23 protein-coding genes, 2 pseudogenes and 1 riboswitch are annotated in these 21,551 nt (G+C 39.3%); of the genes and pseudogenes, 14 read left to right on the plus strand and 11 right to left on the minus strand.

Annotation, left to right across the window (positions count from 1 at the left end; all coding sequences use genetic code 11):
- Positions 1-51: 51 nt before the first annotated feature.
- From B4W83_RS01560 to B4W83_RS01580, 4 genes are all read left to right on the plus strand, one after another.
- Complete coding sequence (locus B4W83_RS01560; RefSeq protein WP_000815629.1) at positions 52-996, plus strand: magnesium transporter CorA family protein; 945 nt, start codon at positions 52-54, stop codon at positions 994-996.
- Between the two features lie 11 nt (positions 997-1,007).
- Entirely contained in the window at positions 1,008-1,691 is a 684-nt protein-coding gene (locus tag B4W83_RS01565; protein ID WP_000078022.1) for a DUF1129 domain-containing protein, read from the plus strand.
- Positions 1,692-1,945: 254 nt separating this feature from the next.
- A complete protein-coding gene (locus B4W83_RS01575) occupies positions 1,946-2,980 on the plus strand; it encodes a S66 family peptidase (RefSeq protein ID WP_000255117.1) in 1,035 nt (344 codons plus the stop codon).
- 105 nt (positions 2,981-3,085) lie between these two features.
- On the plus strand, positions 3,086-3,349 hold the full coding sequence (locus B4W83_RS01580; RefSeq protein WP_000166114.1) for a SemiSWEET family transporter: 264 nt from the start codon (positions 3,086-3,088) through the stop codon (positions 3,347-3,349).
- An 84-nt stretch (positions 3,350-3,433) separates the two neighbouring features.
- Here B4W83_RS01580 and B4W83_RS01585 read toward each other — a convergent pair.
- Positions 3,434-3,871: pseudogene (locus B4W83_RS01585) on the minus strand (DNA-3-methyladenine glycosylase I); the annotation flags it as partial.
- A 543-nt stretch (positions 3,872-4,414) separates the two neighbouring features.
- On the opposite strand from B4W83_RS01585, the gene B4W83_RS01590 reads away from it, so the two are divergent.
- From B4W83_RS01590 to msr(D), 3 genes are all read left to right on the plus strand, one after another.
- Positions 4,415-4,585 (plus strand): hypothetical protein, encoded by a 171-nt coding sequence (locus B4W83_RS01590; protein WP_000873143.1) that lies wholly within the window; start codon positions 4,415-4,417, stop codon positions 4,583-4,585.
- Between the two features lie 385 nt (positions 4,586-4,970).
- Positions 4,971-6,188 (plus strand): macrolide efflux MFS transporter Mef(A), encoded by a 1,218-nt coding sequence (gene mef(A), locus B4W83_RS01595; protein ID WP_000417519.1) that lies wholly within the window; start codon positions 4,971-4,973, stop codon positions 6,186-6,188.
- Between the two features lie 20 nt (positions 6,189-6,208).
- A complete protein-coding gene (msr(D), locus tag B4W83_RS01600; protein ID WP_000420313.1) occupies positions 6,209-7,672 on the plus strand; it encodes an ABC-F type ribosomal protection protein Msr(D) in 1,464 nt (487 codons plus the stop codon).
- Positions 7,673-7,789: 117 nt separating this feature from the next.
- Here the strand turns inward: msr(D) and B4W83_RS01605 are convergent, their stop codons facing one another.
- The 6 genes and pseudogenes from B4W83_RS01605 to ruvA form a co-directional block, all read right to left on the minus strand.
- Positions 7,790-8,089 carry a DUF5960 family protein gene (locus tag B4W83_RS01605; RefSeq protein WP_001072467.1) on the minus strand — a complete coding sequence of 100 codons (300 nt, stop codon included), beginning with the start codon at positions 8,087-8,089 and terminating at the stop codon, positions 7,790-7,792.
- On the minus strand, positions 8,076-8,444 hold the full coding sequence (locus tag B4W83_RS01610) for a hypothetical protein (RefSeq protein ID WP_000567222.1): 369 nt from the start codon (positions 8,442-8,444) through the stop codon (positions 8,076-8,078). The genes B4W83_RS01605 and B4W83_RS01610 overlap by 14 nt, the downstream gene beginning before the upstream one ends.
- 12 nt (positions 8,445-8,456) lie before the next feature.
- Positions 8,457-8,792, minus strand: a complete 336-nt coding sequence (locus tag B4W83_RS01615; protein ID WP_000806926.1) for a DinB/UmuC family translesion DNA polymerase — start codon at positions 8,790-8,792, stop codon at positions 8,457-8,459.
- Positions 8,789-9,034, minus strand: a complete 246-nt coding sequence (locus B4W83_RS01620) for a hypothetical protein (RefSeq protein ID WP_001813542.1) — start codon at positions 9,032-9,034, stop codon at positions 8,789-8,791. Before B4W83_RS01620 ends, B4W83_RS01615 begins: the two co-directional genes overlap by 4 nt.
- 187 nt (positions 9,035-9,221) lie before the next feature.
- Positions 9,222-9,407: pseudogene (locus tag B4W83_RS01630) on the minus strand (DNA-3-methyladenine glycosylase I); the annotation flags it as partial.
- 9 nt (positions 9,408-9,416) lie between these two features.
- Complete coding sequence (gene ruvA / locus B4W83_RS01635) at positions 9,417-10,010, minus strand: Holliday junction branch migration protein RuvA (RefSeq protein WP_000273402.1); 594 nt, start codon at positions 10,008-10,010, stop codon at positions 9,417-9,419.
- Between the two features lie 156 nt (positions 10,011-10,166).
- Positions 10,167-10,281, plus strand: a riboswitch (FMN riboswitch).
- Positions 10,282-10,414: 133 nt separating this feature from the next.
- Here ruvA and ribD point away from each other — a divergent pair.
- From ribD to ribH, 4 genes are read left to right on the plus strand one after another with little or no spacing between them, the layout of a single operon-like run.
- Positions 10,415-11,515 (plus strand): bifunctional diaminohydroxyphosphoribosylaminopyrimidine deaminase/5-amino-6-(5-phosphoribosylamino)uracil reductase RibD, encoded by a 1,101-nt coding sequence (gene ribD / locus B4W83_RS01640; RefSeq protein WP_001284090.1) that lies wholly within the window; start codon positions 10,415-10,417, stop codon positions 11,513-11,515.
- Positions 11,500-12,135, plus strand: coding sequence for a riboflavin synthase (gene ribE / locus B4W83_RS01645; protein WP_000493848.1), 636 nt, complete (start codon positions 11,500-11,502; stop codon positions 12,133-12,135). The genes ribD and ribE overlap by 16 nt, the downstream gene beginning before the upstream one ends.
- Positions 12,136-12,154: 19 nt before the next feature.
- Positions 12,155-13,360, plus strand: a complete 1,206-nt coding sequence (locus tag B4W83_RS01650) for a bifunctional 3,4-dihydroxy-2-butanone-4-phosphate synthase/GTP cyclohydrolase II (RefSeq protein WP_007284770.1) — start codon at positions 12,155-12,157, stop codon at positions 13,358-13,360.
- Entirely contained in the window at positions 13,361-13,828 is a 468-nt protein-coding gene (gene ribH / locus B4W83_RS01655; RefSeq protein ID WP_001099497.1) for a 6,7-dimethyl-8-ribityllumazine synthase, read from the plus strand.
- Between the two features lie 324 nt (positions 13,829-14,152).
- Here the strand turns inward: ribH and mutL are convergent, their stop codons facing one another.
- Entirely contained in the window at positions 14,153-16,102 is a 1,950-nt protein-coding gene (gene mutL / locus B4W83_RS01660) for a DNA mismatch repair endonuclease MutL (RefSeq protein WP_000018207.1), read from the minus strand.
- 205 nt (positions 16,103-16,307) lie between these two features.
- On the opposite strand from mutL, the gene B4W83_RS01670 reads away from it, so the two are divergent.
- From B4W83_RS01670 to B4W83_RS01680, 3 genes are all read left to right on the plus strand, one after another.
- Complete coding sequence (locus B4W83_RS01670) at positions 16,308-16,748, plus strand: LytTR family DNA-binding domain-containing protein (protein WP_007284769.1); 441 nt, start codon at positions 16,308-16,310, stop codon at positions 16,746-16,748.
- Positions 16,745-17,203 (plus strand): DUF3021 domain-containing protein, encoded by a 459-nt coding sequence (locus tag B4W83_RS01675; protein ID WP_000743979.1) that lies wholly within the window; start codon positions 16,745-16,747, stop codon positions 17,201-17,203. Before B4W83_RS01670 ends, B4W83_RS01675 begins: the two co-directional genes overlap by 4 nt.
- Positions 17,204-17,563: 360 nt before the next feature.
- On the plus strand, positions 17,564-18,826 hold the full coding sequence (locus B4W83_RS01680; RefSeq protein ID WP_000075789.1) for an NRAMP family divalent metal transporter: 1,263 nt from the start codon (positions 17,564-17,566) through the stop codon (positions 18,824-18,826).
- 285 nt (positions 18,827-19,111) lie between these two features.
- Here the strand turns inward: B4W83_RS01680 and nrdI are convergent, their stop codons facing one another.
- The 3 genes from nrdI to B4W83_RS01700 form a co-directional block, all read right to left on the minus strand.
- Positions 19,112-19,582 (minus strand): class Ib ribonucleoside-diphosphate reductase assembly flavoprotein NrdI, encoded by a 471-nt coding sequence (gene nrdI / locus B4W83_RS01690; protein WP_000849623.1) that lies wholly within the window; start codon positions 19,580-19,582, stop codon positions 19,112-19,114.
- A 77-nt stretch (positions 19,583-19,659) separates the two neighbouring features.
- On the minus strand, positions 19,660-20,193 hold the full coding sequence (locus tag B4W83_RS01695) for an ABC transporter permease (protein WP_000729015.1): 534 nt from the start codon (positions 20,191-20,193) through the stop codon (positions 19,660-19,662).
- A 60-nt stretch (positions 20,194-20,253) separates the two neighbouring features.
- On the minus strand, positions 20,254-21,540 hold the full coding sequence (locus B4W83_RS01700) for a response regulator transcription factor (RefSeq protein ID WP_000278861.1): 1,287 nt from the start codon (positions 21,538-21,540) through the stop codon (positions 20,254-20,256).
- Positions 21,541-21,551 lie beyond the last annotated feature (11 nt).

The following is a 21,551-nucleotide window of genomic DNA, read 5'->3' on the forward strand; positions in this document are numbered from 1 at the left end:
TTTTGTAGTATAATAGTACAGTGTGAAAAAATCTGAGAAAGGATAAGGGATATGAAACAAGTTTTTCTCTCTACAACAACTGAATTTAAAGAGATCGATACGCTTGAACCGGGTACTTGGATCAATCTCGTCAATCCGACTCAAAATGAATCACTCGAAATCGCCAACACCTTCGATATTGATATTGCCGACCTTCGAGCACCGCTCGATGCGGAAGAAATGTCTCGTATTACCATTGAAGACGAGTATACCCTGATTATCGTAGACGTGCCGGTCACGGAGGAAAGAAATAACCGCACCTACTACGTAACCATCCCGCTTGGTATTATCATCACTGAGGAAACCATTATCACTACGTGTTTGGAACCACTACCTGTCCTTGATGTCTTTATCAACCGTCGATTGCGTAATTTCTATACCTTCATGCGTTCACGTTTTATCTTTCAAATTCTTTATCGCAATGCAGAGCTTTACCTAACAGCCCTTCGTTCAATCGACCGTAAGAGTGAACAAATCGAAAGTCAACTGCATCAATCAACTCGTAATGAAGAATTGATTGAGCTCATGGAATTGGAAAAAACTATCGTCTATTTCAAGGCCTCCCTCAAAACAAATGAGCGCGTGATTAAGAAATTGACCAGTTCAACCAGCAATATCAAGAAATACCTTGAGGACGAAGACCTGCTTGAAGACACCCTGATTGAAACCCAACAGGCCATCGAGATGGCAGATATTTATGGAAACGTCTTGCATTCTATGACAGAGACCTTTGCCTCTATCATTTCTAACAACCAGAACAACATCATGAAAACCTTGGCCCTTGTGACCATCGTCATGTCCATCCCAACCATGGTCTTTTCTGCCTACGGGATGAACTTTAAGGATAATGAAATTCCCCTAAACGGAGAGCCAAATGCCTTCTGGTTAATCGTCTTTATCGCCTTTGCTATGAGTGTCTCGCTCACTCTCTATCTCATCCATAAAAAATGGTTCTAAGAGGAGTTCCTATGTCTCAGATTGATCTACAAAAATTAACTAAGAAAAACCAAGAGTTTGTCCACATTGCTACCCAACAATTCATCAAAGATGGGAAAACAGACGCTGAAATCCAGACTATTTTTGAGGAAGTCATTCCCCAAATCCTTGAGGAGCAATCTAAAGGTACAACTGCCCGTTCCCTATACGGCGCACCAACTCATTGGGCTCATAGCTTCACTGTCAAAGAGCAGTACGAAAAAGAGCATCCAAAAGAAAATGATGATCCAAAACTGATGATTATGGACTCAGCTCTTTTCATCACTAGCCTCTTTGCCCTTGTCAGCGCCCTCACAACCTTCTTTGCGGCAGATCAAGCTTTCGGCTATGGATTGATTACTCTTCTATTAGTTGGACTGGTTGGTGGATTTGCCTTCTACTTGATGTACTACTTTGTTTACCAATACTATGGACCAGATATGGATCGCAGTCAACGTCCACCTTTCTGGAAATCTGTACTAGTTATCCTAGCTTCTATGTTCCTTTGGTTGCTTGTCTTCTTTGCAACAAGCTTCCTACCAGCTAGCCTTAACCCAGTACTGGATCCATTGCCACTAGCTATTATTGGAGCAGCCCTCCTAGCCCTTCGCTTCTATCTCAAGAAACGCTTGAATATCCGTAGTGCAAGTGCAGGACCAACACGCTATCAAGAATAAGAAAACGATAAAAGCAACTGCAGGTGCGGTTGCTTTTTCACTTACTTTTTTGAGTTATACTCAATGAAAATCAAAGAGCAAACTAGGAAGCTAGCTGCAGGTTGCTCAAAGCACAGCTTTGAGGTTGCAAATAAAACTGACGTGGTTTGAAGAGATTTTCGAAGAGTATTAAAAGTATTCTTCTGAAATCCCACATAGCTTTCTCTTATATTTTGTGATAAAATAGGCTCAATCTATTTCTAGGAGGATGAGATATGGTTTCTACTATTGGTATTGTTAGTTTATCTAGTGGCATTATCGGAGAGGATTTTGTCAAACACGAAGTGGACTTGGGTATCCAACGTCTCAAGGTTCTGGGACTCAATCCCATCTTTTTGCCCCATTCGTTAAAAGGATTAGACTTTATCAAGGACCATCCTGAAGCTCGTGCAGAGGATTTGATTCATGCCTTTTCTGATGATAGCATCGACATGATCCTATGTGCCATCGGTGGAGACGATACCTATCGCTTGCTACCTTATCTTTTTGAAAATGACCAACTCCAAAAGGTTATCAAACAAAAAATTTTTCTTGGCTTCTCGGATACAACCATGAACCACCTCATGTTGCATAAATTAGGAATCAAGACTTTTTATGGTCAATCCTTTTTAGCAGACATTTGTGAATTAGACAAAGAAATGCTAGCCTATAGCCTTCACTACTTTAAAGAATTGATTGAGACGGGAAGAATTTCAGAAATCCGCCCTAGTGACGTTTGGTATGAGGAACGAACTGATTTTAGTCCCACGGCCCTGGAAACACCTCGTGTCAGTCATACAAATACAGGTTTTGACTTGTTGCAAGGAAGTGCTCAGTTCGAGGGGAAAATCCTCGGTGGTTGCCTCGAATCCCTCTACGATATCTTTGACAACTCTCGATACGCAGATAGCACGGAGCTCTGCCAAAAATACAAACTTTTCCCTGACTTGTCAGACTGGGAAGGGAAAATCCTCTTGCTCGAAACAAGCGAAGAAAAGCCTAAGCCAGAAGACTTCAAAAAGATGTTGCTAACTTTAAAGGACACTGGCATATTCGCGGTCATCAATGGACTCTTGGTCGGAAAACCTATGGATGAAACTTTCCATGACGACTATAAAGAGGCACTATTGGATATCATTGACAGCAATATCCCGATTGTCTATAATCTGAATGTCGGCCACGCAACTCCAAGAGCCATTGTTCCCTTTGGCGTTCACGCCTATGTAGATGCACAGGAACAAGTCATTCGCTTTGACTATAACAAAAAATAAATAGTTTCTCTATTTTTGTGCTTTTGTATTGGTTTTCGTTACAATTTGTATCTGAATTTATTGCATTTCGCTAATTTCTATGGTATCCTTTTGAAGGAGGTGTATATGACAAAACAAAAAATTAATCGAATCGTAGGTTCTATTGGTGCCTTTATTGGAATTATAGTATTTATTGCCTACATACCTCAAATTATCGCTAATTTACAAGGAAATAAAGCTCAACCATTTCAACCTTTATCAGCTGCTATATCTTGCTTAATCTGGGTTATTTATGGATGGACAAAGGAACCTAAGAAGGATTGGATACTAATCATTCCAAATTCAGCTGGTGTTATTTTAGGTGGAATCACTTTTTTGACTTCACTCTAACAAATCTAATAGTATATATAAAAAGCTGGGAAAAATTTCTCAGCTTTTTTCTATATTCTCAGATATGCTAGTTACCTGTACACACTAATTCCTGCTTTTCCATTCACAATCATTCTCGTGGTCATCAACTAGCCCTGCAGCCTGTAGAAAAGACAAGACAGCGACTGGTCCTGTGAACTTGAAGCCTCGTTTTTTGAGATCTTTGGCTAATTTCTCAGACAAAGGTGTTTTAGCTGGGGCTTGGCGGTAATCGGGAACATCGTTAACAATCGTTTTCCCCTCAACAAAAGACCAAAGATAGGCATCAAAAGAGCCATGGTCTTCCTGTAGTCGTAGAAAGGCTTGGGCGTTAGCGCGTGTAGCAAAAATCTTGGCTCTATTTCGGATGATGGCTGGATTATCCAGCAAGTCTTCCAATTCAGTATCGGTCATTTCTGCGACCGCTTGAATTTGATAGCCATAAAATGCTTCTCGGAAAGCTTGACGTTTGTTGAGCACCGTTTCCCAAGACAGACCATGTTGAGGCGGTAAGTTTGCTAGTCAAGGAGTAAAACGACGAAGATTAGCATTTACTTCCGCCCATGCGATAGCTGTCCGTGATTGACAAGTGCTAGCACGCAGACAGAACGGAGATAGCGAACCGCTGAGTGTGTCGCTCTGCTCGTAAAAGCTTAGAAACCTTTGAACGAAAGGGATAATGAAAGCCTTGATTGCAAGGCTTTTTGCTTTATGGTGGGTAAGTATCAGAGTGAGAAAATTTTTGGAATGAGTAGAAGTGATAGCTAGAAATTATCAGTTTCTATTTCCATTTACCCTGTGGGTACGTGTTTGTTTCCATTGACAAGGAGTTTGTGGGAATAGAAATGTACCCACCTTGTTTGAATCAAGTGAAGTGTAGTTGAAGGAAATCTGTTGAAAGCAATACTTCATTTTACCGAATAAGTAATAATTTAGGCAACTTCAAATCGATTAAAAAAAACTATTTTAAAGGTTAAGAGTAGACAAAAATTGTCCACTCTTTTTTGCAAACTCAATTTATCAATAAATGAAATGAGGGAATGTAAAATGAAATATTTTGAGGTTGAGTTAGAAAATCCTGATGAATTTTTAAAACTACAAACAGAAGATTTTGTGAAAGCTAATCGCTTGCTACTAAGGAAGATAATCCAGAGCGTTACAGTCTATGAAGAAAACTTCGTCATATCCTTTAAATCTGGCATCGAATTGGAAGTATGAGTCTCATTCCATAACTTTTATATTGAACATATCATTTTGTTGTGTTATACTATAAATTGATATAAACAAAGATGTAGGAGGAACCGAAACTATGACAGCCTCAATGCGTTTAAGATAAGCTGGCAATAAAAAAAGCAGAATCTATACCCGATGATAGGCTTTTTTGTTGTGCTTATTTATACGATATTGAGCATTCATTAGTTACGGTGAGGATATTGGTTATTTAACTATACCTTTATTTAACTATGTCTTTAATATGAATGTTTCCAAATTGTATGTATGCAGACCAAAAGCCACATTGTGGGGTTTGGCCTGCATTTTTTATTGCCTAGAATGCTATTCAAAATAGAAATTCAAGCAAAATAATATGCAGGAGATAATATAAATGGAAAAATACAACAATTGGAAACGAAAATTTTATGCAATATGGGCAGGGCAAGCAGTATCATTAATCACTAGTGCCATCCTGCAAATGGCGATTATTTTTTACCTTACAGAAAAAACAGGATCTGCGATGGTCTTGTCTATGGCTTCATTAGTAGGTTTTTTACCCTATGCGATTTTGGGACCTGCCATTGGTGTGCTAGTGGATCGTCATGATAGGAAGAAGATAATGATTGGTGCCGATTTAATTATCGCAGCAGCTGGTGCAGTGCTTGCTATTGTTGCATTCTGTATGGAGCTACCTGTCTGGATGATTATGATAGTATTGTTTATCCGTAGCATTGGAACAGCTTTTCATACCCCAGCACTCAATGCGGTTACACCACTTTTAGTACCAGAAGAACAGCTAACGAAATGCGCAGGCTATAGTCAGTCTTTGCAGTCTATAAGCTATATTGTTAGTCCGGCAGTTGCAGCACTCTTATACTCCGTTTGGGATTTAAATGCTATTATTGCCATCGACGTATTGGGTGCTGTGATTGCATCTATTACGGTAGCAATTGTACGTATACCTAAGCTGGGTAATCAAGTGCAAAGTTTAGAACCAAATTTCATAAGGGAGATGAAAGAAGGAGTTGTGGTTCTGAGACAAAACAAAGGATTGTTTGCCTTATTACTCTTAGGAACACTATATACTTTTGTTTATATGCCAATCAATGCACTATTTCCTTTAATAAGCATGGAACACTTTAATGGAACGCCTGTGCATATTTCTATTACGGAAATTTCCTTTGCATTTGGGATGCTAGCAGGAGGCTTATTATTAGGAAGATTAGGGGGCTTCGAAAAGCATGTATTACTAATAACAAGTTCATTTTTTATAATGGGGACCAGTTTAGCCGTTTCGGGAATACTTCCTCCAAATGGATTTGTAATATTCGTAGTTTGCTGTGCAATAATGGGGCTTTCGGTGCCATTTTATAGCGGTGTGCAAACAGCTCTTTTTCAGGAGAAAATTAAGCCTGAATATTTAGGACGTGTATTTTCTTTGATCGGAAGTATCATGTCACTTGCTATGCCAATTGGGTTAATTCTTTCTGGATTCTTTGCTGATAAAATCGGTGTAAATCATTGGTTTTTACTATCAGGTATTTTAATTATTGGCATTGCTATAGTTTGCCAAATGATAACTGAGGTTAGAAAATTAGATTTAAAATAAACAATATTGGAGGAAATGTTATGGAATTAATATTAAAAGCAAAAGACATTCGTGTGGAATTCAAAGGACGCGATGTTTTAGATATAAATGAATTAGAAGTATATGATTATGACCGTATTGGTTTAGTAGGAGCAAATGGTGCTGGAAAAAGCACTTTACTCAGGGTACTTTTAGGAGAATTAACTCCCCCAGGATGTAAAATGAATCGTCTGGGTGAACTTGCCTATATTCCCCAGTTGGACGAAGTAACTCTGCAGGAGGAAAAAGATTTTGCACTTGTAGGCAAGCTAGGTGTTGAGCAATTAAATATACAGACTATGAGCGGTGGTGAAGAAACAAGGCTTAAAATAGCACAGGCCTTATCGGCACAGGTTCATGGTATTTTAGCGGATGAACCTACGAGCCATTTAGACCGTGAAGGAATTGATTTTCTAATAGGACAGCTAAAATATTTTACAGGTGCACTGTTAGTTATTAGCCATGACCGCTATTTTCTTGATGAAATAGTAGATAAAATATGGGAACTGAAAGATGGCAAAATCACTGAGTATTGGGGAAACTATTCTGATTATCTTCGTCAGAAAGAGGAAGAACGTAAGAGCCAAGCTGCAGAATACGAACAATTTATTGCGGAACGTGCCCGATTGGAAAGGGCTGCGGAGGAAAAGCGAAAACAGGCTCGTAAAATAGAACAGAAGGCAAAAGGTTCTTCAAAGAAAAAAAGTACTGAAGACGGAGGGCGTTTAGCTCATCAAAAATCAATAGGAAGTAAGGAAAAAAAGATGTATAATGCTGCTAAAACCCTAGAGCACAGGATTGCGGCCTTAGGAAAAGTAGAAGCTCCGGAAGGCATTCGCAGAATTCGTTTCAGGCAAAGTAAAGCATTGGAGCTCCATAATCCATACCCTATAGTCGGTGCAGAAATTAATAAAGTATTTGGGGATAAGGCTCTGTTTGAAAATGCATCTTTTCAAATTCCGTTAGGAGCAAAAGTGGCGTTAACTGGTGGTAATGGAATCGGAAAAACAACTTTAATCCAAATGATCTTAAACCATGAAGAAGGAATTTCTATTTCGCCTAAGGCAAAAATAGGTTACTTTGCACAGAATGGTTACAAGTACAACAGTAATCAGAATGTTATGGAGTTTATGCAGAAGGATTGTGACTACAATATATCAGAAATTCGTTCAGTGCTAGCATCTATGGGGTTCAAACAGAACGATATTGGAAAAAGTTTATCTGTTTTAAGCGGTGGAGAAATTATAAAATTGTTGCTTGCTAAAATGCTCATGGGTAGATATAACATCCTAATAATGGATGAACCCAGTAACTTCCTTGACATACCAAGTTTAGAGGCTTTGGAAATACTAATGAAGGAGTACACCGGAACTATCGTGTTTATCACCCACGATAAACGATTACTCGAAAATGTAGCAGATGTAGTTTATGAAATTAGAGATAAGAAAATAAATCTGAAACATTAAATTTAAGGTAGTCGCTGGTCAGTATAGTCTGTTCTGGTTGGCGACTCCATTGTTAAAGAGTATAAAGACTTTAGATTTTATGAATATTAAAAATAGGAACAGTCAATTGAACTGCTCCTATTTTTCTGCTAAATATATTGTAGTTTTCTTATATGTATAATGATAGATTAGCGGATTCTCATCTACGGTACTTACTTCAAATATGAAGAAGTGATCGCGGTTATCTCTGGACTTTTCCTTATTGAGGACAAAGTAATTCTTACGTGAAGTCGCCATTGTTTTTAGGATATCATCAGTTAGGAAGGTCAATGGAATATTCATGTTAGAGTAGCGGTAGAAGTCACGTTCAAAATCTTGGTAGCTCTCGCTATAATAGTCCATTTGTAGGTGATTACGCTGAAACTCAAGCTGATTCATAGAGCACCTCCTCGACAAGTTCAATACTAATAATGTCTTTTAATTTCAAATTGATGTGACCTGTTGTAGTTTTTATCAAAATGAAATCTTTGGTCAGACTTGGTATTGTTCCAGTGTAGGAAACACGCTTGTTTTTTTCAATCACTTGAATGCGTGTGCGTAGCTGCCCGGCGTATACTTGACTGAGGAGTAATAATTTCTTCTCTAGTGATAAGTCAGACATGTACGTTACTTTGTTTGTATCATCAGAGAGTGCTGATGCATGTTCAGATAGGAAAAAGCCCATCCATTTTTGCATCTTTGTATCCTGGTACTCTCTTGCTGATTGAAATGGTAAATATGAACGGTCAATCATATCAAATCCTTTCTATGCAGAGGCAAGGGTATTTTTATCAAATTGAATCGTAAAACCTTGAATTCCCCCACCTGTGTAACATTCTTTAAAGCGATTGATTACCTCAGTATAGATTATCACAGATGAGCTTGTTGGCTTAATGCTAAATGTAAATTCCAATGGTAATCGGTTTTCAGATTTAGCATGTACTAGTCGTATCGATATTTCAGTTGTTTTGAGTTTTCTCTGACGAAGTTTTGAAGTTGCTGTTTCAACGATTCCATGTAAAAATCTTTCAAGCATTTCAATATCATTACATCCTTTGCTACGGATTTCTGAAAATTGTACTGTATTTTTTTCTTGTTTCATTTTAATCCCTCCAATCCACCCGCGGAATGACCACCGATAAGTTTACTGCGTTCAATATTTCTGGAACCTTCAGTTAGGACGGTTCCTTTTTGTATGGCTAAAAAACCAAACTGTTCTCTGACAACATCAATAGCTGTCTGAAGTCTATTATCTTTTTCAATTTGTTCTACATCATCAAAGAGTGATAGTAGAGTATAGCTTTCATCTACGAAGCCACTATAAGATACACCAATTTGTCTCACTGCACCAGAGGTGTATTTTTTCGGAATAATACAAGTACATGACTCACCATTGTTTTGGGGAGATTTGCGGGTTCAATTTTATTCTGAGCATTTATAGATTTTTTCATCTCAGTCCTAGAATAGCCAATATGAATAGAAACGACAGTAGTCAATACTAGGGCTACTGTTCCGTTCCACAGTATCATTTAAAAATCATTTTCACACCCTTTCGTCTATTAGTATAGAAGAAAGCTCTCAGCACAGCCTGATAGGTTTCCATACACAACAACTCAAACAATGCTTGGTCATCATGGAGGGGTTGACCCCACTCCTCATCATGATAGGCAATGTAGAGCGGATTGGTCACCTTGACCCACGAACAACGTTTTGTCATGCTCTGCTCCTATTTGACCAACATTTTAAGGGCCGACTTGATATAGTTCTCAGCTGTATCTGTCGTTCCTTCAAAGAATTTCTTGATTTTCTTGAGTTCGGTCGCCTTGTATCCCAGTGCCAACATGGCTTCCATGGCTTCTTCCAATTCTTGGTTTTCAGCGCTTGCTTGCACTGCGACCTTAGCAGGAAGGTCATCTCCAGCAACTACTACCTTGCCTTCCAAGTCCAGCACCATCTGCTGGGCTGTTTTCTTGCCAATTTTAGGGAACTTGGTCAAGTAGGTAATATTCTTGGTTTCGATGGCTTGAACCAAGCCAGCATTGTCATCAGCAGCGATAATAGCAAGAGCTGATACAGGACCAATCCCAGAGACCGAAATCAGACTGAGAAAGAGCTTTTTCTCGTCTTCTGAGCGAAATCCATAAAGCAGATGAGCGTCCTCACGCACGACTTGATGCACATAAATTTGAGTTTCTTGGTTGACCTGTCCTGAGTAAGCATAGGGATTAGCCACATGCAGGATATAACCGATACCATTGATTTCAATAACAATGTATTTGGCAGTGATTTTGGTAATGATTCCTTTTAAATATTCGTACATAGTGTTCCTTCTCTCTTATTTCGTTTATCTAGTATATCATATTTTCTTTATCCGAGGAGCGAGAATCGATTATCACAAATACAGTATATCAAAAACAATCGGTATTTATCTGTTGACATATTCAAAATTAAGTACTATAATCATCTGTAATTGAATAACTATCTTCAGGGCAGGGTGCAATTCCCTACCGGTGGTATAGCCCACGAGCCGAAAGGCATGATTTGGTGAAATTCCAAAGCCGACAGTATAGTCTGGATGAAAGAAGATAAAAGTATATTTGTGCTTTTTGCGTGCTCTGAAATGATTACTTGTCATTTCAGAGCATTTTTGTTAATCGCATAAGTTTTCTTTTGTATGCCTTGAGTAGTCCCCTATTCAAGGTATATTTTTTTGGAGGTAGTGAGATGAGCGATTCAAAATATATGAAATTAGCAATAAAACTGGCACAAAAAGGGGCTGGTTACGTCAATCCCAATCCTATGGTTGGCGCAATTATTGTAAAAGATAATCACATTATCGGACAAGGTTATCATGAGTTTTTTGGTGGCCCACATGCTGAGAGAAATGCTCTTAAAAACTGTAGAAAATCCCCTGTCGGAGCGACGCTTTATGTAACACTTGAACCCTGTTGTCACTTCGGGAAAACACCTCCCTGTATAGATGCTATAATCGATAGTGGTATTACAAGAGTAGTCATTGGAAGCCTAGACTGTAATCCTATTGTATCTGGAAAAGGAGTAAAGATACTTGAGGAAAATAATCTTCAAGTTACTGTTGGAATTTTAGAAAATGAGTGTCTTAACTTAATAAAAAGTTTTAGAAAGTATATTACCCAGCATGTACCCTATGTTTTTATGAAATATGCAATGTCAATGGATGGAAAAATAGCCACTAAAACAAATCAATCCAAATGGATTACTGAAGAAGAAGCAAGAAAGCATGTGCATCAATTACGACACCATGTTAGTGCAATTATGGTGGGAGTCAATACTGTTATTCAAGACGATCCTTTGCTGACATGTAGATTGGAGGAAGGGAAAAATCCTATCCGTATCATATGCGATACACATTTACGAACTCCTCTTACCTCTAAAATCGTAAAAACAGCAAATGATATTAAAACTTACATTGCCACTTCCTCTGAAGACAAAAATAAAATGAAGCTATATCAAAATCATGGCTGTGAAATACTTTCCATAAAGAAAAAAGGCAATCATATAGACTTATCGAGTTTAATGCAACATCTAGGAAACATGCAGATTGATAGCCTAGTTCTAGAAGGGGGCAGTCTAATGAATTGGAGTGCTTTGGAACAACAAATTGTTGATGAGCTGAAAATATATATTGCACCAAAAATTTTTGGAGGCAGTGCCAAGTTTCCTGTCGGAGGTGAAGGCATTTCTTTGCCAAATGACGCTATTAGATTGAAACCTTATGCTTTTTCTCAAATAGGAAATGACTATCTCATAGAAAGTGAAGTGATTTATCCATGTTCACAGGAATAATTGAAGAAATCGGAAAAGTTGAAAGAATACAGAAAGACTCTCGTAATTGTAAACTATCAATTAAAGCCTCAAAAATATTAACGGATATCCATTTAGGCGATAGTATAGCAGTAAATGGTATCTGTCTTACAGTTACTCATTTCAATCATCAATCCTTTACAGTTGATGTAATGAATGAAACATGGAGTCGAACAGCTCTTACTCTATTAAAACATGGAAGTGAGGTGAATCTAGAAAGAGCCTTATCTGTCAACGGTCGACTTGGGGGTCACGTCGTTACAGGACACATTGATGGTACAGGAAAAATCTCGTCAATAAAAAAAGATAATAATGCTGTATGGTATCAAATCAACACACAAAAAGAAATTTTAGATTTAATAGTTGAAAAAGGATCTATTACAATTGACGGCATTAGTCTGACTGTCGCTAAAGTCTCCAAAGTAAACTTTTCAGTATCTGTTATCCCTCATACCTTGGAACAAACCATTCTTAAGAGTAAACAAGTCGGGAGTACAGTAAATCTTGAAAATGATATCTTAGGTAAATATGTGCAAAAACTGATGGATAATTCTCCAAAATCAGAAATATCTAAGGAACTATTATATCAAAATGGATTTTAGCAGAAAGGATAATCAGTCAATGGAATATCGAAAAATACAAGAAGCATTAGAAGCATTGCAGAAGGGACGACTTGTTCTTGTTATAGACGATAAGGATAGAGAAAATGAAGGAGACTTAATTTGTTCTGCACAAGCAGCTACAACAGAAAATGTTAATTTTATGGCTACTTATGCCAAAGGATTAATTTGTATGCCTATGAGCGAAAGTTTAGCTAATCAATTAATGCTTTCACCTATGGTTGAAAACAATACAGATAATCATAAGACTGCTTTTACAGTTTCAATTGATTATAAAGAAACGACCACAGGTATTTCTGCCGAGGAAAGAGGACTGACCGCACGTATGTGTGTAGCTGAAGATATAATACCCTCTGATTTTCGCAGGCCAGGACACATGTTTCCTTTAATTGCAAAAAAAGGTGGTGTTCTAGAAAGAAATGGACACACAGAAGCAACTGTTGATTTATTAAAATTAGCTGGACTAAAAGAGTGTGGCCTATGTTGTGAAATAATGAATCATGATGGCAAAATGATGAGAACAGATGATTTAATTCAGTTCTCGAAGAAACACAAGATTCCACTAATTACCATCAAAGAATTACAAGAATATAGAAAAGTATATGATCAGCTGGTAGAACGAGTTTCAACTGTCAATATGCCTACTAGATACGGTAATTTCAAAGCAATTAGCTATATAGATAAACTAAATGGGGAACATCATCTTGCTCTTATTATGGGAAACATAGAGGATGAAGCCAATGTATTATGTCGGGTCCACTCCGAATGTTTAACAGGAGATGTTTTAGGCTCTTTACGTTGCGATTGTGGACAGCAATTCGATAAAGCTATGAAAATGATTGTTGAGAATGGTTCGGGTGTCTTACTTTACTTGCGACAGGAGGGACGAGGAATTGGACTTATCAATAAATTAAAAGCCTATCATTTACAAGATCAAGGCATGGATACGCTTGATGCCAATCTTGCATTAGGCTTTGAAGGTGATTTAAGAGAATATCATATTGGAGCACAAATGCTTAAAGACCTAGGACTACAGTCACTACATTTACTGACAAATAATCCTGACAAAGTTGAACAGTTAGAAAAATATGGAATTACCATTTCCAGTAGAATACCAATCGAAATAGAAGCCAATCCTTACGATAGTTTTTATTTAGAAACAAAGAAAAATCGAATGGGTCACATTTTAAATATGGAGGAAAAATAAATGAACACTTATGAAGGTAATTTAGTAGCGAACGATATTAAAATCGGTATTGTTGTAGCGAGATTTAATGAATTTATAACTTCAAAATTATTATCTGGAGCACTGGATAATCTCAAAAGAGAGAATGTAAACGAGAAAGATATCGAGGTGGCCTGGGTTCCAGGAGCTTTTGAAATACCTCTGATTGCATCAAAAATGGCAAAAAGTAAAAAATATGATGCAATTATCTGCTTAGGAGCTGTCATTAGAGGGAATACAAGTCATTATGATTATGTATGTAGCGAGGTATCTAAGGGAATCGCCCAAATCAGTTTAAATAGCGAAATCCCAGTTATGTTTGGTGTGCTAACGACAGATACAATTGAACAAGCCATAGAACGAGCTGGCACTAAAGCAGGAAATAAGGGTTCTGAGTGTGCACAAGGCGCTATTGAAATGGTCAACCTAATTCGTACATTAGACGCATAGAACAGACTCTACTTTTAGACGAATAAAGAAACTTGGCAAAATCGCAATTTAATACTCTGTGAAAATCATAGAGCAAACTAGGAAACCAGTCGCAGAGTGGTAAAACACAACTTCGATGTTACAGACAAAACTAGCAAAATTAGCTCAAAACACTGTTTTGAGATTACTGATAAAACTGACCTGGTTTGAAGAGATTTTCGAAAAGAATTAGGAAAAAATGAAGTAAATATTTCTATGATAAAACGCATAAAATCAAGGTTTTTGAACACCTGATTTTATGCGTTTTTCTGATTTTGAACATTTTTCCCAGACTTTTTTATACTTTTAATATTTCCCCAACTCACGGAGACTGGTGTGATTTTCCTGAATACGTCGGAACATCTTTTCCATATCCGACTTGGTAAAATGCACCAAAACAGGACGTCCGTGAGGACAGTTATAGGGATTGTCACATTGAGAAAGCTGATAGAGGAGTTGTCTAGCTGAATGATCATCAATACGATGATTGGCCTTGATAGATCGCTTGCAAGACATCATGATAGCCAGCTCTGCTCGGTATTTCTTGATAGAAACTTCCTTGGTCAAAAGGAGCATGTCGCACATCTCATAGATGCCTGATTCAATCTCTTCTTCTGCCATCCAAATAGGATGTTCACGTAGAATAAATTGATTTTCTCCGTACTCTGCTAGAAAGACGCCCACTTCCTCTAAGAGAGGCATTCTTTCCTTGAGACGCAGGGCATCATCCGCAGGAAATTCAAAGATATAGGGCACTAGGAGTTGCTGCTGGCTCTGGTCAACATTGCCAATGCTTTCACGGTACTCCTCGTACTTGACCCGTTCCTGAGCAGCGTGCTGATCTATGATGTAAAGTCCATCTCGCCCTTGGGCAAAGAGATAAGTCCCGTGCATTTGTCCGAAAAACTCCAACTCTGGGAAGCTGGATGCTTCTTCTCGCTCCAGTTTGTCATAAGCCTTATCGATGCTAGCAAGATCTAACTCTGGATGGTCTAGCTGGTCGTAGTTAGCAGGCTTTCTCTCTGCAAAATGCAGTTTTGCTGGCTTGGTCAATCGGTCCAAGGTTTCCTTGGCAAACAGGGTCAAATCCTGCCCTTCATCAGTCAATTCTACCTGATAATCAGCTACTTCAGTTTGACTAGGTCTTGACGGCTCAGTTTTCTCATAGTAGAGCGTATTTTCTTTGAGTGGGAGAATAGTTTGCTCCACCTTCTCACGATTGCGCACGGTCGATTTGGCAAGATTTTCCAAGGCATCTGGAATCAAGGTTTGTTCCTTGAGACTATTTGTAATAGCTTCTGAGACCAAGGTCATCAGTTCTTTTTCCTTGGAAATCCGCACCTCTTGCTTGGTTGGATGCACATTGACATCCGCTAGATAAGGGTCGATATGAATGTGAACGACAGCCAGTGGAAAACGCCCCACCATGAGCTTACTGCCATAGCCGTCAAGAATTGCACGATTGAGCAGGAAGTTCTTGATATAACGGCCATTGATGAAGAGGCTGATATAATTGCGGTTAGCCCGAGTCAACTCAGGCAAGGACACAAAACCTGAAATTTCGAAATCTAGGTCAGAGTTCTCAATTTCAATCATCTTCTTGGCACTCGCCAAACCGTAAATTCCTGCGATTGCTTGGCGCAATTGACCAGTCCCTGCTGTCCGCGTCATTTCCTTGCCATCACTAATCAAGCTAAAAGAAATCTCAGGATGGGCCAAGCCCAGACGGTTGACGATATCAATGATATGAGACAACTCTGCTTGCTGGCTCTTCATATACTTGAGACGGGCAGGCGTGTTGAAAAAGAGATCCTCCACACAAACCTTGGTTCCCACAGGACTAGTCGCTGGGATGACTTCCTCAACTTCACCCCCACGCGCGACGAGCTTGGTTCCGTGACTTGCGCCCTCAACTGCTGTCAAAAGAGTTAAAACGCTGACGGACGCAATAGAAGGCAAGGCTTCACCACGAAAACCAAGCGTCCGAATCCGAAAGAGGTCTGCTTGATTTTTTATCTTACTAGTCGCATGACGACGCAGAGCCAGCTCCACCTCATCGTGGGCAATTCCATGACCATTATCTGTGATTTGGATTTTCTTGAGACCAGCTTCCTCAATCTCAATGATAATCTGACTAGAGCCCGCATCAATGGCATTTTCTACCAGCTCCTTAACAACGCTAGCTGGACGCTCGATAACCTCTCCAGCTGCAATCTGGTTTGCCAGCACCTCTGGCAATTCAATAATATGAGACATCTTTCAGCCCCTTTCTGTATCTGTTTTCCTAGAAATTGATTAGTGCTATTATACCATATTTCAGATAGGACAGAAAAACTCCACCACATAGGAGCCAAATCCCTCCACATAGACAAAGTCCCTTGCAAGGGGCTGAAAAATAGTGTTTAATAAAGGTGTACAAGAAGTGATCACAATTTTGTATGAAAAACAAGGAGAGAAATTTATGAAAGTAGAACTACAGATTAGTGAAACTTACGAAGAGGAAAAGCTGATTGTCCAAGCACCTCAAGAGACCGAAAAAGTCCAAAAAGTCATCGAGTTCGCAGAAAATCTTGACCGAACAGAAAAAATCAAAGGAAAAATCGATGATCAGGTCTATCTAGTTGAGATTGGCAAGATTCAGCGCTTCTATATTGAGAATCGGAAGGTTCTAGCAGAAACGGCGAGTCAGACCTACACCATTGACTTACGACTCTATCAGATCCTTGAACTCTTGCCAAGCAATTTTATCCAAATTTCCCAATCAGAAATCATCAATATCGACTCCATCTCTCACCTCAAGCTTACGCCCAACGGCCTAGTAGAAATTTTCTTGAAAAACGAAAGCTTCACCTACTCTTCACGCCGTTATCTAAAAACCATCAAGGAGAAATTAGAACTATGAAAAAACAAATCTTCCACGACGCAGCTACTGGTGTCCTCATCGGCCTCATCCTCTCTATCATCTTTTCACTCATTTATGCACCAAATACCTACGCACCACTAAATCCCTACTCTCTCATCGGCCAAGTGATGGCTCAACATCAGGTTCACGGTGCCCTGGTCTTGCTCTACTGTACTCTTATCTGGGCAGCCATCGGTATTCTCTTCAACTTTGGCAACCGATTATTCAGCCGTGACTGGAGCATGCTTCGTGCCACTCTGACTCATTTTTTCCTCATGCTAGTAGGCTTTGTCCCACTAGCAACCCTAGCAGGTTGGTTCCCCTTCCACTGGATTTTCTACCTCCAGCTCATTATCGAGTTTGCGATTGTCTACCTCATCATTTGGACTATTTCCTATAAAAGAGCATCAAAAAAAGTAGACCATATCAATCAACTCTTGGAGCATAGAAAATAGGAACCTCATAATAAGCAAATCCGAGAAAGAAACTTCTCGGTTTTTCTTTATCCTGCTGCACCTTATACTCAATGAAAATCAAAGAGCAAACTAGGAAGCTAGCCGCAGGTTGCTCAAAACATTGTTTTGAGGTTGCAGATAAGNNGTCAGTAACCATACCTACGGTAAGGCGACGCTGACGTGGTTTGAAGAGATTTTCGAAGAGTATTACTATCATAGCAGTTATTTTCAGATCTTCTTTGTAAATTTTCTGTAATTTTCTATCTTTTTTCAAAACATTCTTGCATTTTTCCAAAATTTTTTGTAGAATATAGGTTACATATCCAGATTATTCTGAAAATTCAAAAAGGAGTATTTATCATGTCGCAAGCTATTTCCTTAAATCAATCAACCTGGGCAAGCAAGCTAAAAGCAATGGGACCTGGAATCCTAATGGCAACTGCCGCTGTTGGAGGTTCCCACATTGTATCTTCCACTCAAGCTGGCGGTTCTTACGGTTGGTCTCTACTTCTCTTGGTCATCTTAGCCAATGTCTTTAAATATCCATTTTTCCGTTTTGGTGCTGAATACACAGCTGATACTGGAAAGACTTTGGTTGAAGGTTATGCCGAAAAAGGAAAACTCTATCTCTGGATTTTCTTTATCCTAAATGTCTTTTCGGCTATGGTCAACACGGCTGGTGTTGCCATTCTGTGCTCAGCTATCATCGCCAGTGCCTTCCCAATGATTGGACTTAGCATTACTCAGTGGTCCCTCATTCTCGTTGCAATCATTTGGGCTATGCTACTCTTTGGAGGCTACAAACTTTTAGACGGCATGGTCAAATGGATTATGTCTGCTTTGACCATTGCGACTGTTCTTGCAGTTATCATTGCGGCGGTCAAGCATCCCGAATACAGTTCTGATTTTGTCGAGAAGACACCTTGGCAAATGGCAGCTCTGCCCTTCATCGTCTCCCTCCTAGGATGGATGCCGGCTCCTATTGAAATTTCAGCTATCAATTCACTTTGGTCAGCTGAAAAGAGAAAGACCGTCAACTTTAACACAGAAGACGCTCTGTTTGACTTTAACACTGGTTATATTGGAACAGCTATCCTAGCCGTCTTCTTTGTGGCACTGGGAGCACTGATTCAGTATCCTACAGGGCAGGCGGTTGAAGCTGCTTCAGCCAAATACATCTCTCAATTCGTGGGCATGTATGCCTCTGTTCTTGGCGAATGGTCCCGTTACTTGATTACCTTTATTGCCTTCCTCTGTATCTTTGGAACAGTTATCACTGTTATTGATGGCTATTCTCGCGTCAATCAGGAATCTCTCCGACTGCTAATCAGTCAAAAAGAAGACAATCGTAAATCTTTGAACATCTGGATGACCATCACTGCTATCATCGGTATCGTCATTATCAAGTTCTTCGCTGGTCAGGTTTCAACCATGCTCCGCTTTGCTATGATTGGTTCTTTCCTGACAACACCATTCTTCGCTCTTTTAAACTACGCCTTGGTAACGCGTGAAAACAAAAATCTTCCTTCTTGGCTCAAACACCTTGCCATTGCAGGATTGATTTTCCTCTTTGGCTTCGCCATCTTCTTTATCTACGCACTCGCAATCGGAAAAGCAGGGTAAGGGACAAGCGCGAGATGAAGATAATACTCTTCGCAAATCAAATTCAAACCACGTCAACGTCGCCTTGCCGTACTCAAGTACAGCCTGCGGCTAGTTTCCTAGTTTGCTCTTTGATTTTCATTGAGTATAAGGTTTCATTTCAAGAGACCATTCAGCAAATATTTCTATGATAAAAAGCATAAGAACAAGGTTTTAAAGACCTGAACTTATGCTTTTTTGCGTTCTCAAAGACTGTTTATACTCAAAAAAACAGTTGAAAAATCCCAAGTGCCTCTTATATTGACTTTAATTCTCCTTTTCCAACTCATACAAATCTGCGATAATAGCTGCGACATGTTTGATATCTTCCAGCATGCCTCGCATTTCAAAGTCAGCCAAGACAGGGAAACCAAAACGTTGACTGTATTGCTTAGCTGTCAGGCAGTATTGGTTATTAAAGTTACGATTTCCTGAACCAACCACGCCAAAACACTTACTAGCATTGTCACCATAGGCGATAAAATCCCCAACGGGTGTCGTCAAGATCTCGACATCTCCGTTATCAACGCCATTCCCACCTTCGAGATAGGTCGGCAAAAAAGCGACATAGGGATGGTCCATTTCATAGAAATCGCGACCTTCCTTGACCAAATCCTTGATATGAATCTTTTGAACCTCAATCCCTTTGTACTGGGACAAGAGATAGTCTTTCAAGCGCGTCACAAAACTTTCAGTGTTGCCACTCAAACTAATATAAACTAAAGAAATTGTCTTCATATGTACCTCCATGATTTTATTTTTAATCGAAAAAGAACTACCAAGATTGTATCTTGATAGTTCTTTTTTGTCAATACTTAGGCAAGATTTTCTGCTTCCTCTTCTTCTGCCAAGGCTTTCTGCTGACGCCACATCTTATAGAAGACAAGGGCTAGGAAGAGAACATTGATGACGATATAGAAAATGCTGACAGCTTTTGAACCAATACTCATTGTCAAACGCATGCTCTCATCTTGAACCAACTGCACAGCGTCCTGTAAACCAACATAGCCATAAATCGAACCGATAATAGCTAACAAAACATAGCCAACGTAAGTATAGTTTGCATATTGCAAATTCTTACGAATAAGGAAGACAATCGCTACGACCACTAAAATAGCAGATAGCACAATCAAGGCCATATTAAAAATAGAATGATACGCTTCTGCTACTCCATAGTTGTAATTAAGCTGGTCTTCTAATTGCTGAGCACTGACCCCTGCAACTTGTTTCTGAGCGGCACGAAGAGCTTCTTTGCTAGGTAAGGGACTCAACATTCCAAACAGAGACATTGCTGAAATAAGAGCAGACAAGATTAGCAAGACCCATAGATAAATCGGTTTCTTTTTCATGATAGAACCTCCTAATAATATTATTCATATTATAGCACATTTTGTAAAGGAATACAAATCTTACAGTATCGTTTCTACCTGTTTTCGGTAGGCTTTTGGCGATTTTCCGCACAATTTTCGGAACACTTTATAGAAATATCCAAGGTTACTGTAACCAACAGCATAACAAATATCTTCGATACTGTCACTGGTTGAAAGCAAGAGCTGCTGAGCAGCCTTAATACGTTGTTTGTTTAGTAATTCTGCAAAGGTCGAATCGGTTTCTCGCTTAATCAACTGACCTAGATAGACAGGATTGATAAAGAGGGCCTTACTGATATCCTTGAGGGAAAGCTCTTTTTGGTAATCACGACCAATGACTTCCAGCACACTGACCACATTTTCATTCATGCGGTATTGACCGAAAAAGCTGGTCAGAGTTTCCTTGATATAAGAAACCAATTCATCGAAGGATTGAATAGCATGAATGGTTTTGACAATGTCCGTCATATCATCAGCTTTGAGATGTTCAAACAAGTGAAAGACATCCATGACAAACTGGATAAAAAGCTGTTTGGTAATCGGAACACGAGGTGTATTTTCAAGAACCACCTTCTCCAAGAGGTTCAACTCTTCTACGATTTGATTGAGATTCCCCTGAATGATAACCCTATAAATCGGTTCGTAGTAGGCAAAGAGACTCTGAGACTGCTGTAGATTTACAGAGCCGTAAAAGAGGGCTTTCTCAGCATTCAGCTTCCAGCGTTCAAAGTGTTCTTGATAAGGAGCTTCAAAAGGTGTAACGACCAAACCATCTAGGGGTTGGTCAGAAATGAAAATCTGCCAATCTTGACCCAAGACATAGTAGGGAATGGTGAAGGAACCTTGTTTTTCCTTGGATAGACCTATCCACCAATTCTCCTTATCCCCTAAATAACTAACAAATCCAGTCTCGTCTAAATCTTGACTGAGGGTCTGGCTTTTCTTCCCTCTCTCGCCGAGCTGACCTGCAATCTTCTCCAGCAGATTTCCTAACTCTACCTTATCAACAGGCTTGACCAAATAGTCCACCACACTAAGATTCATGGCTCTTTTGACATAATCAAACTCCTGATAACCTGAAAGCAGGATATAGGCGGCATCTGGTAAGATCTCTTTCATTTCCCGAATCATATCAAGCCCTGTTTTGTCGGGCATATTGACATCTGAAATGATGACATCGAGGGGATTTTCCTGAACATATTCTAGGGCTTCATCGGCATGACTGGCTGTTGCGACGACCTCCATATCCCACTTATCAAAGGGAATCAAACGCTTCAGACCTTCTGTCACCATGTACTCATCATCTACTAATAATACTTTATACATTTTCTCCCTTT

The sequence above is a fragment of the Streptococcus pseudopneumoniae ATCC BAA-960 = CCUG 49455 genome (assembly GCF_002087075.1).
GTDB classification, from domain to species: Bacteria; Bacillota; Bacilli; order Lactobacillales; family Streptococcaceae; genus Streptococcus; species Streptococcus pseudopneumoniae.

Coding starts and splice junctions, on each gene's coding strand:
- B4W83_RS01605 (WP_001072467.1), bottom strand. CDS start 8,089: ATGAATCAGCTTGAGTTTCAGCGTAATCACCTACAAATGGACTATTAT.
- B4W83_RS01580 (WP_000166114.1), top strand. CDS start 3,086: ATGACAAAACAAAAAATTAATCGAATCGTAGGTTCTATTGGTGCCTTT.
- B4W83_RS01680 (WP_000075789.1), top strand. CDS start 17,564: ATGTCGCAAGCTATTTCCTTAAATCAATCAACCTGGGCAAGCAAGCTA.
- B4W83_RS01670 (WP_007284769.1), top strand. CDS start 16,308: ATGAAAGTAGAACTACAGATTAGTGAAACTTACGAAGAGGAAAAGCTG.
- B4W83_RS01695 (WP_000729015.1), bottom strand. CDS start 20,193: ATGAAAAAGAAACCGATTTATCTATGGGTCTTGCTAATCTTGTCTGCT.
- ruvA (WP_000273402.1), bottom strand. CDS start 10,010: ATGTACGAATATTTAAAAGGAATCATTACCAAAATCACTGCCAAATAC.
- B4W83_RS01575 (WP_000255117.1), top strand. CDS start 1,946: ATGGTTTCTACTATTGGTATTGTTAGTTTATCTAGTGGCATTATCGGA.
- B4W83_RS01650 (WP_007284770.1), top strand. CDS start 12,155: ATGGAATATCGAAAAATACAAGAAGCATTAGAAGCATTGCAGAAGGGA.
- B4W83_RS01615 (WP_000806926.1), bottom strand. CDS start 8,792: ATGAAACAAGAAAAAAATACAGTACAATTTTCAGAAATCCGTAGCAAA.
- mutL (WP_000018207.1), bottom strand. CDS start 16,102: ATGTCTCATATTATTGAATTGCCAGAGGTGCTGGCAAACCAGATTGCA.
- B4W83_RS01590 (WP_000873143.1), top strand. CDS start 4,415: ATGAAATATTTTGAGGTTGAGTTAGAAAATCCTGATGAATTTTTAAAA.
- B4W83_RS01675 (WP_000743979.1), top strand. CDS start 16,745: ATGAAAAAACAAATCTTCCACGACGCAGCTACTGGTGTCCTCATCGGC.
- ribE (WP_000493848.1), top strand. CDS start 11,500: ATGTTCACAGGAATAATTGAAGAAATCGGAAAAGTTGAAAGAATACAG.
- ribH (WP_001099497.1), top strand. CDS start 13,361: ATGAACACTTATGAAGGTAATTTAGTAGCGAACGATATTAAAATCGGT.
- B4W83_RS01560 (WP_000815629.1), top strand. CDS start 52: ATGAAACAAGTTTTTCTCTCTACAACAACTGAATTTAAAGAGATCGAT.
- B4W83_RS01565 (WP_000078022.1), top strand. CDS start 1,008: ATGTCTCAGATTGATCTACAAAAATTAACTAAGAAAAACCAAGAGTTT.
- ribD (WP_001284090.1), top strand. CDS start 10,415: ATGAGCGATTCAAAATATATGAAATTAGCAATAAAACTGGCACAAAAA.
- B4W83_RS01610 (WP_000567222.1), bottom strand. CDS start 8,444: ATGATTGACCGTTCATATTTACCATTTCAATCAGCAAGAGAGTACCAG.
- B4W83_RS01700 (WP_000278861.1), bottom strand. CDS start 21,540: ATGTATAAAGTATTATTAGTAGATGATGAGTACATGGTGACAGAAGGT.
- nrdI (WP_000849623.1), bottom strand. CDS start 19,582: ATGAAGACAATTTCTTTAGTTTATATTAGTTTGAGTGGCAACACTGAA.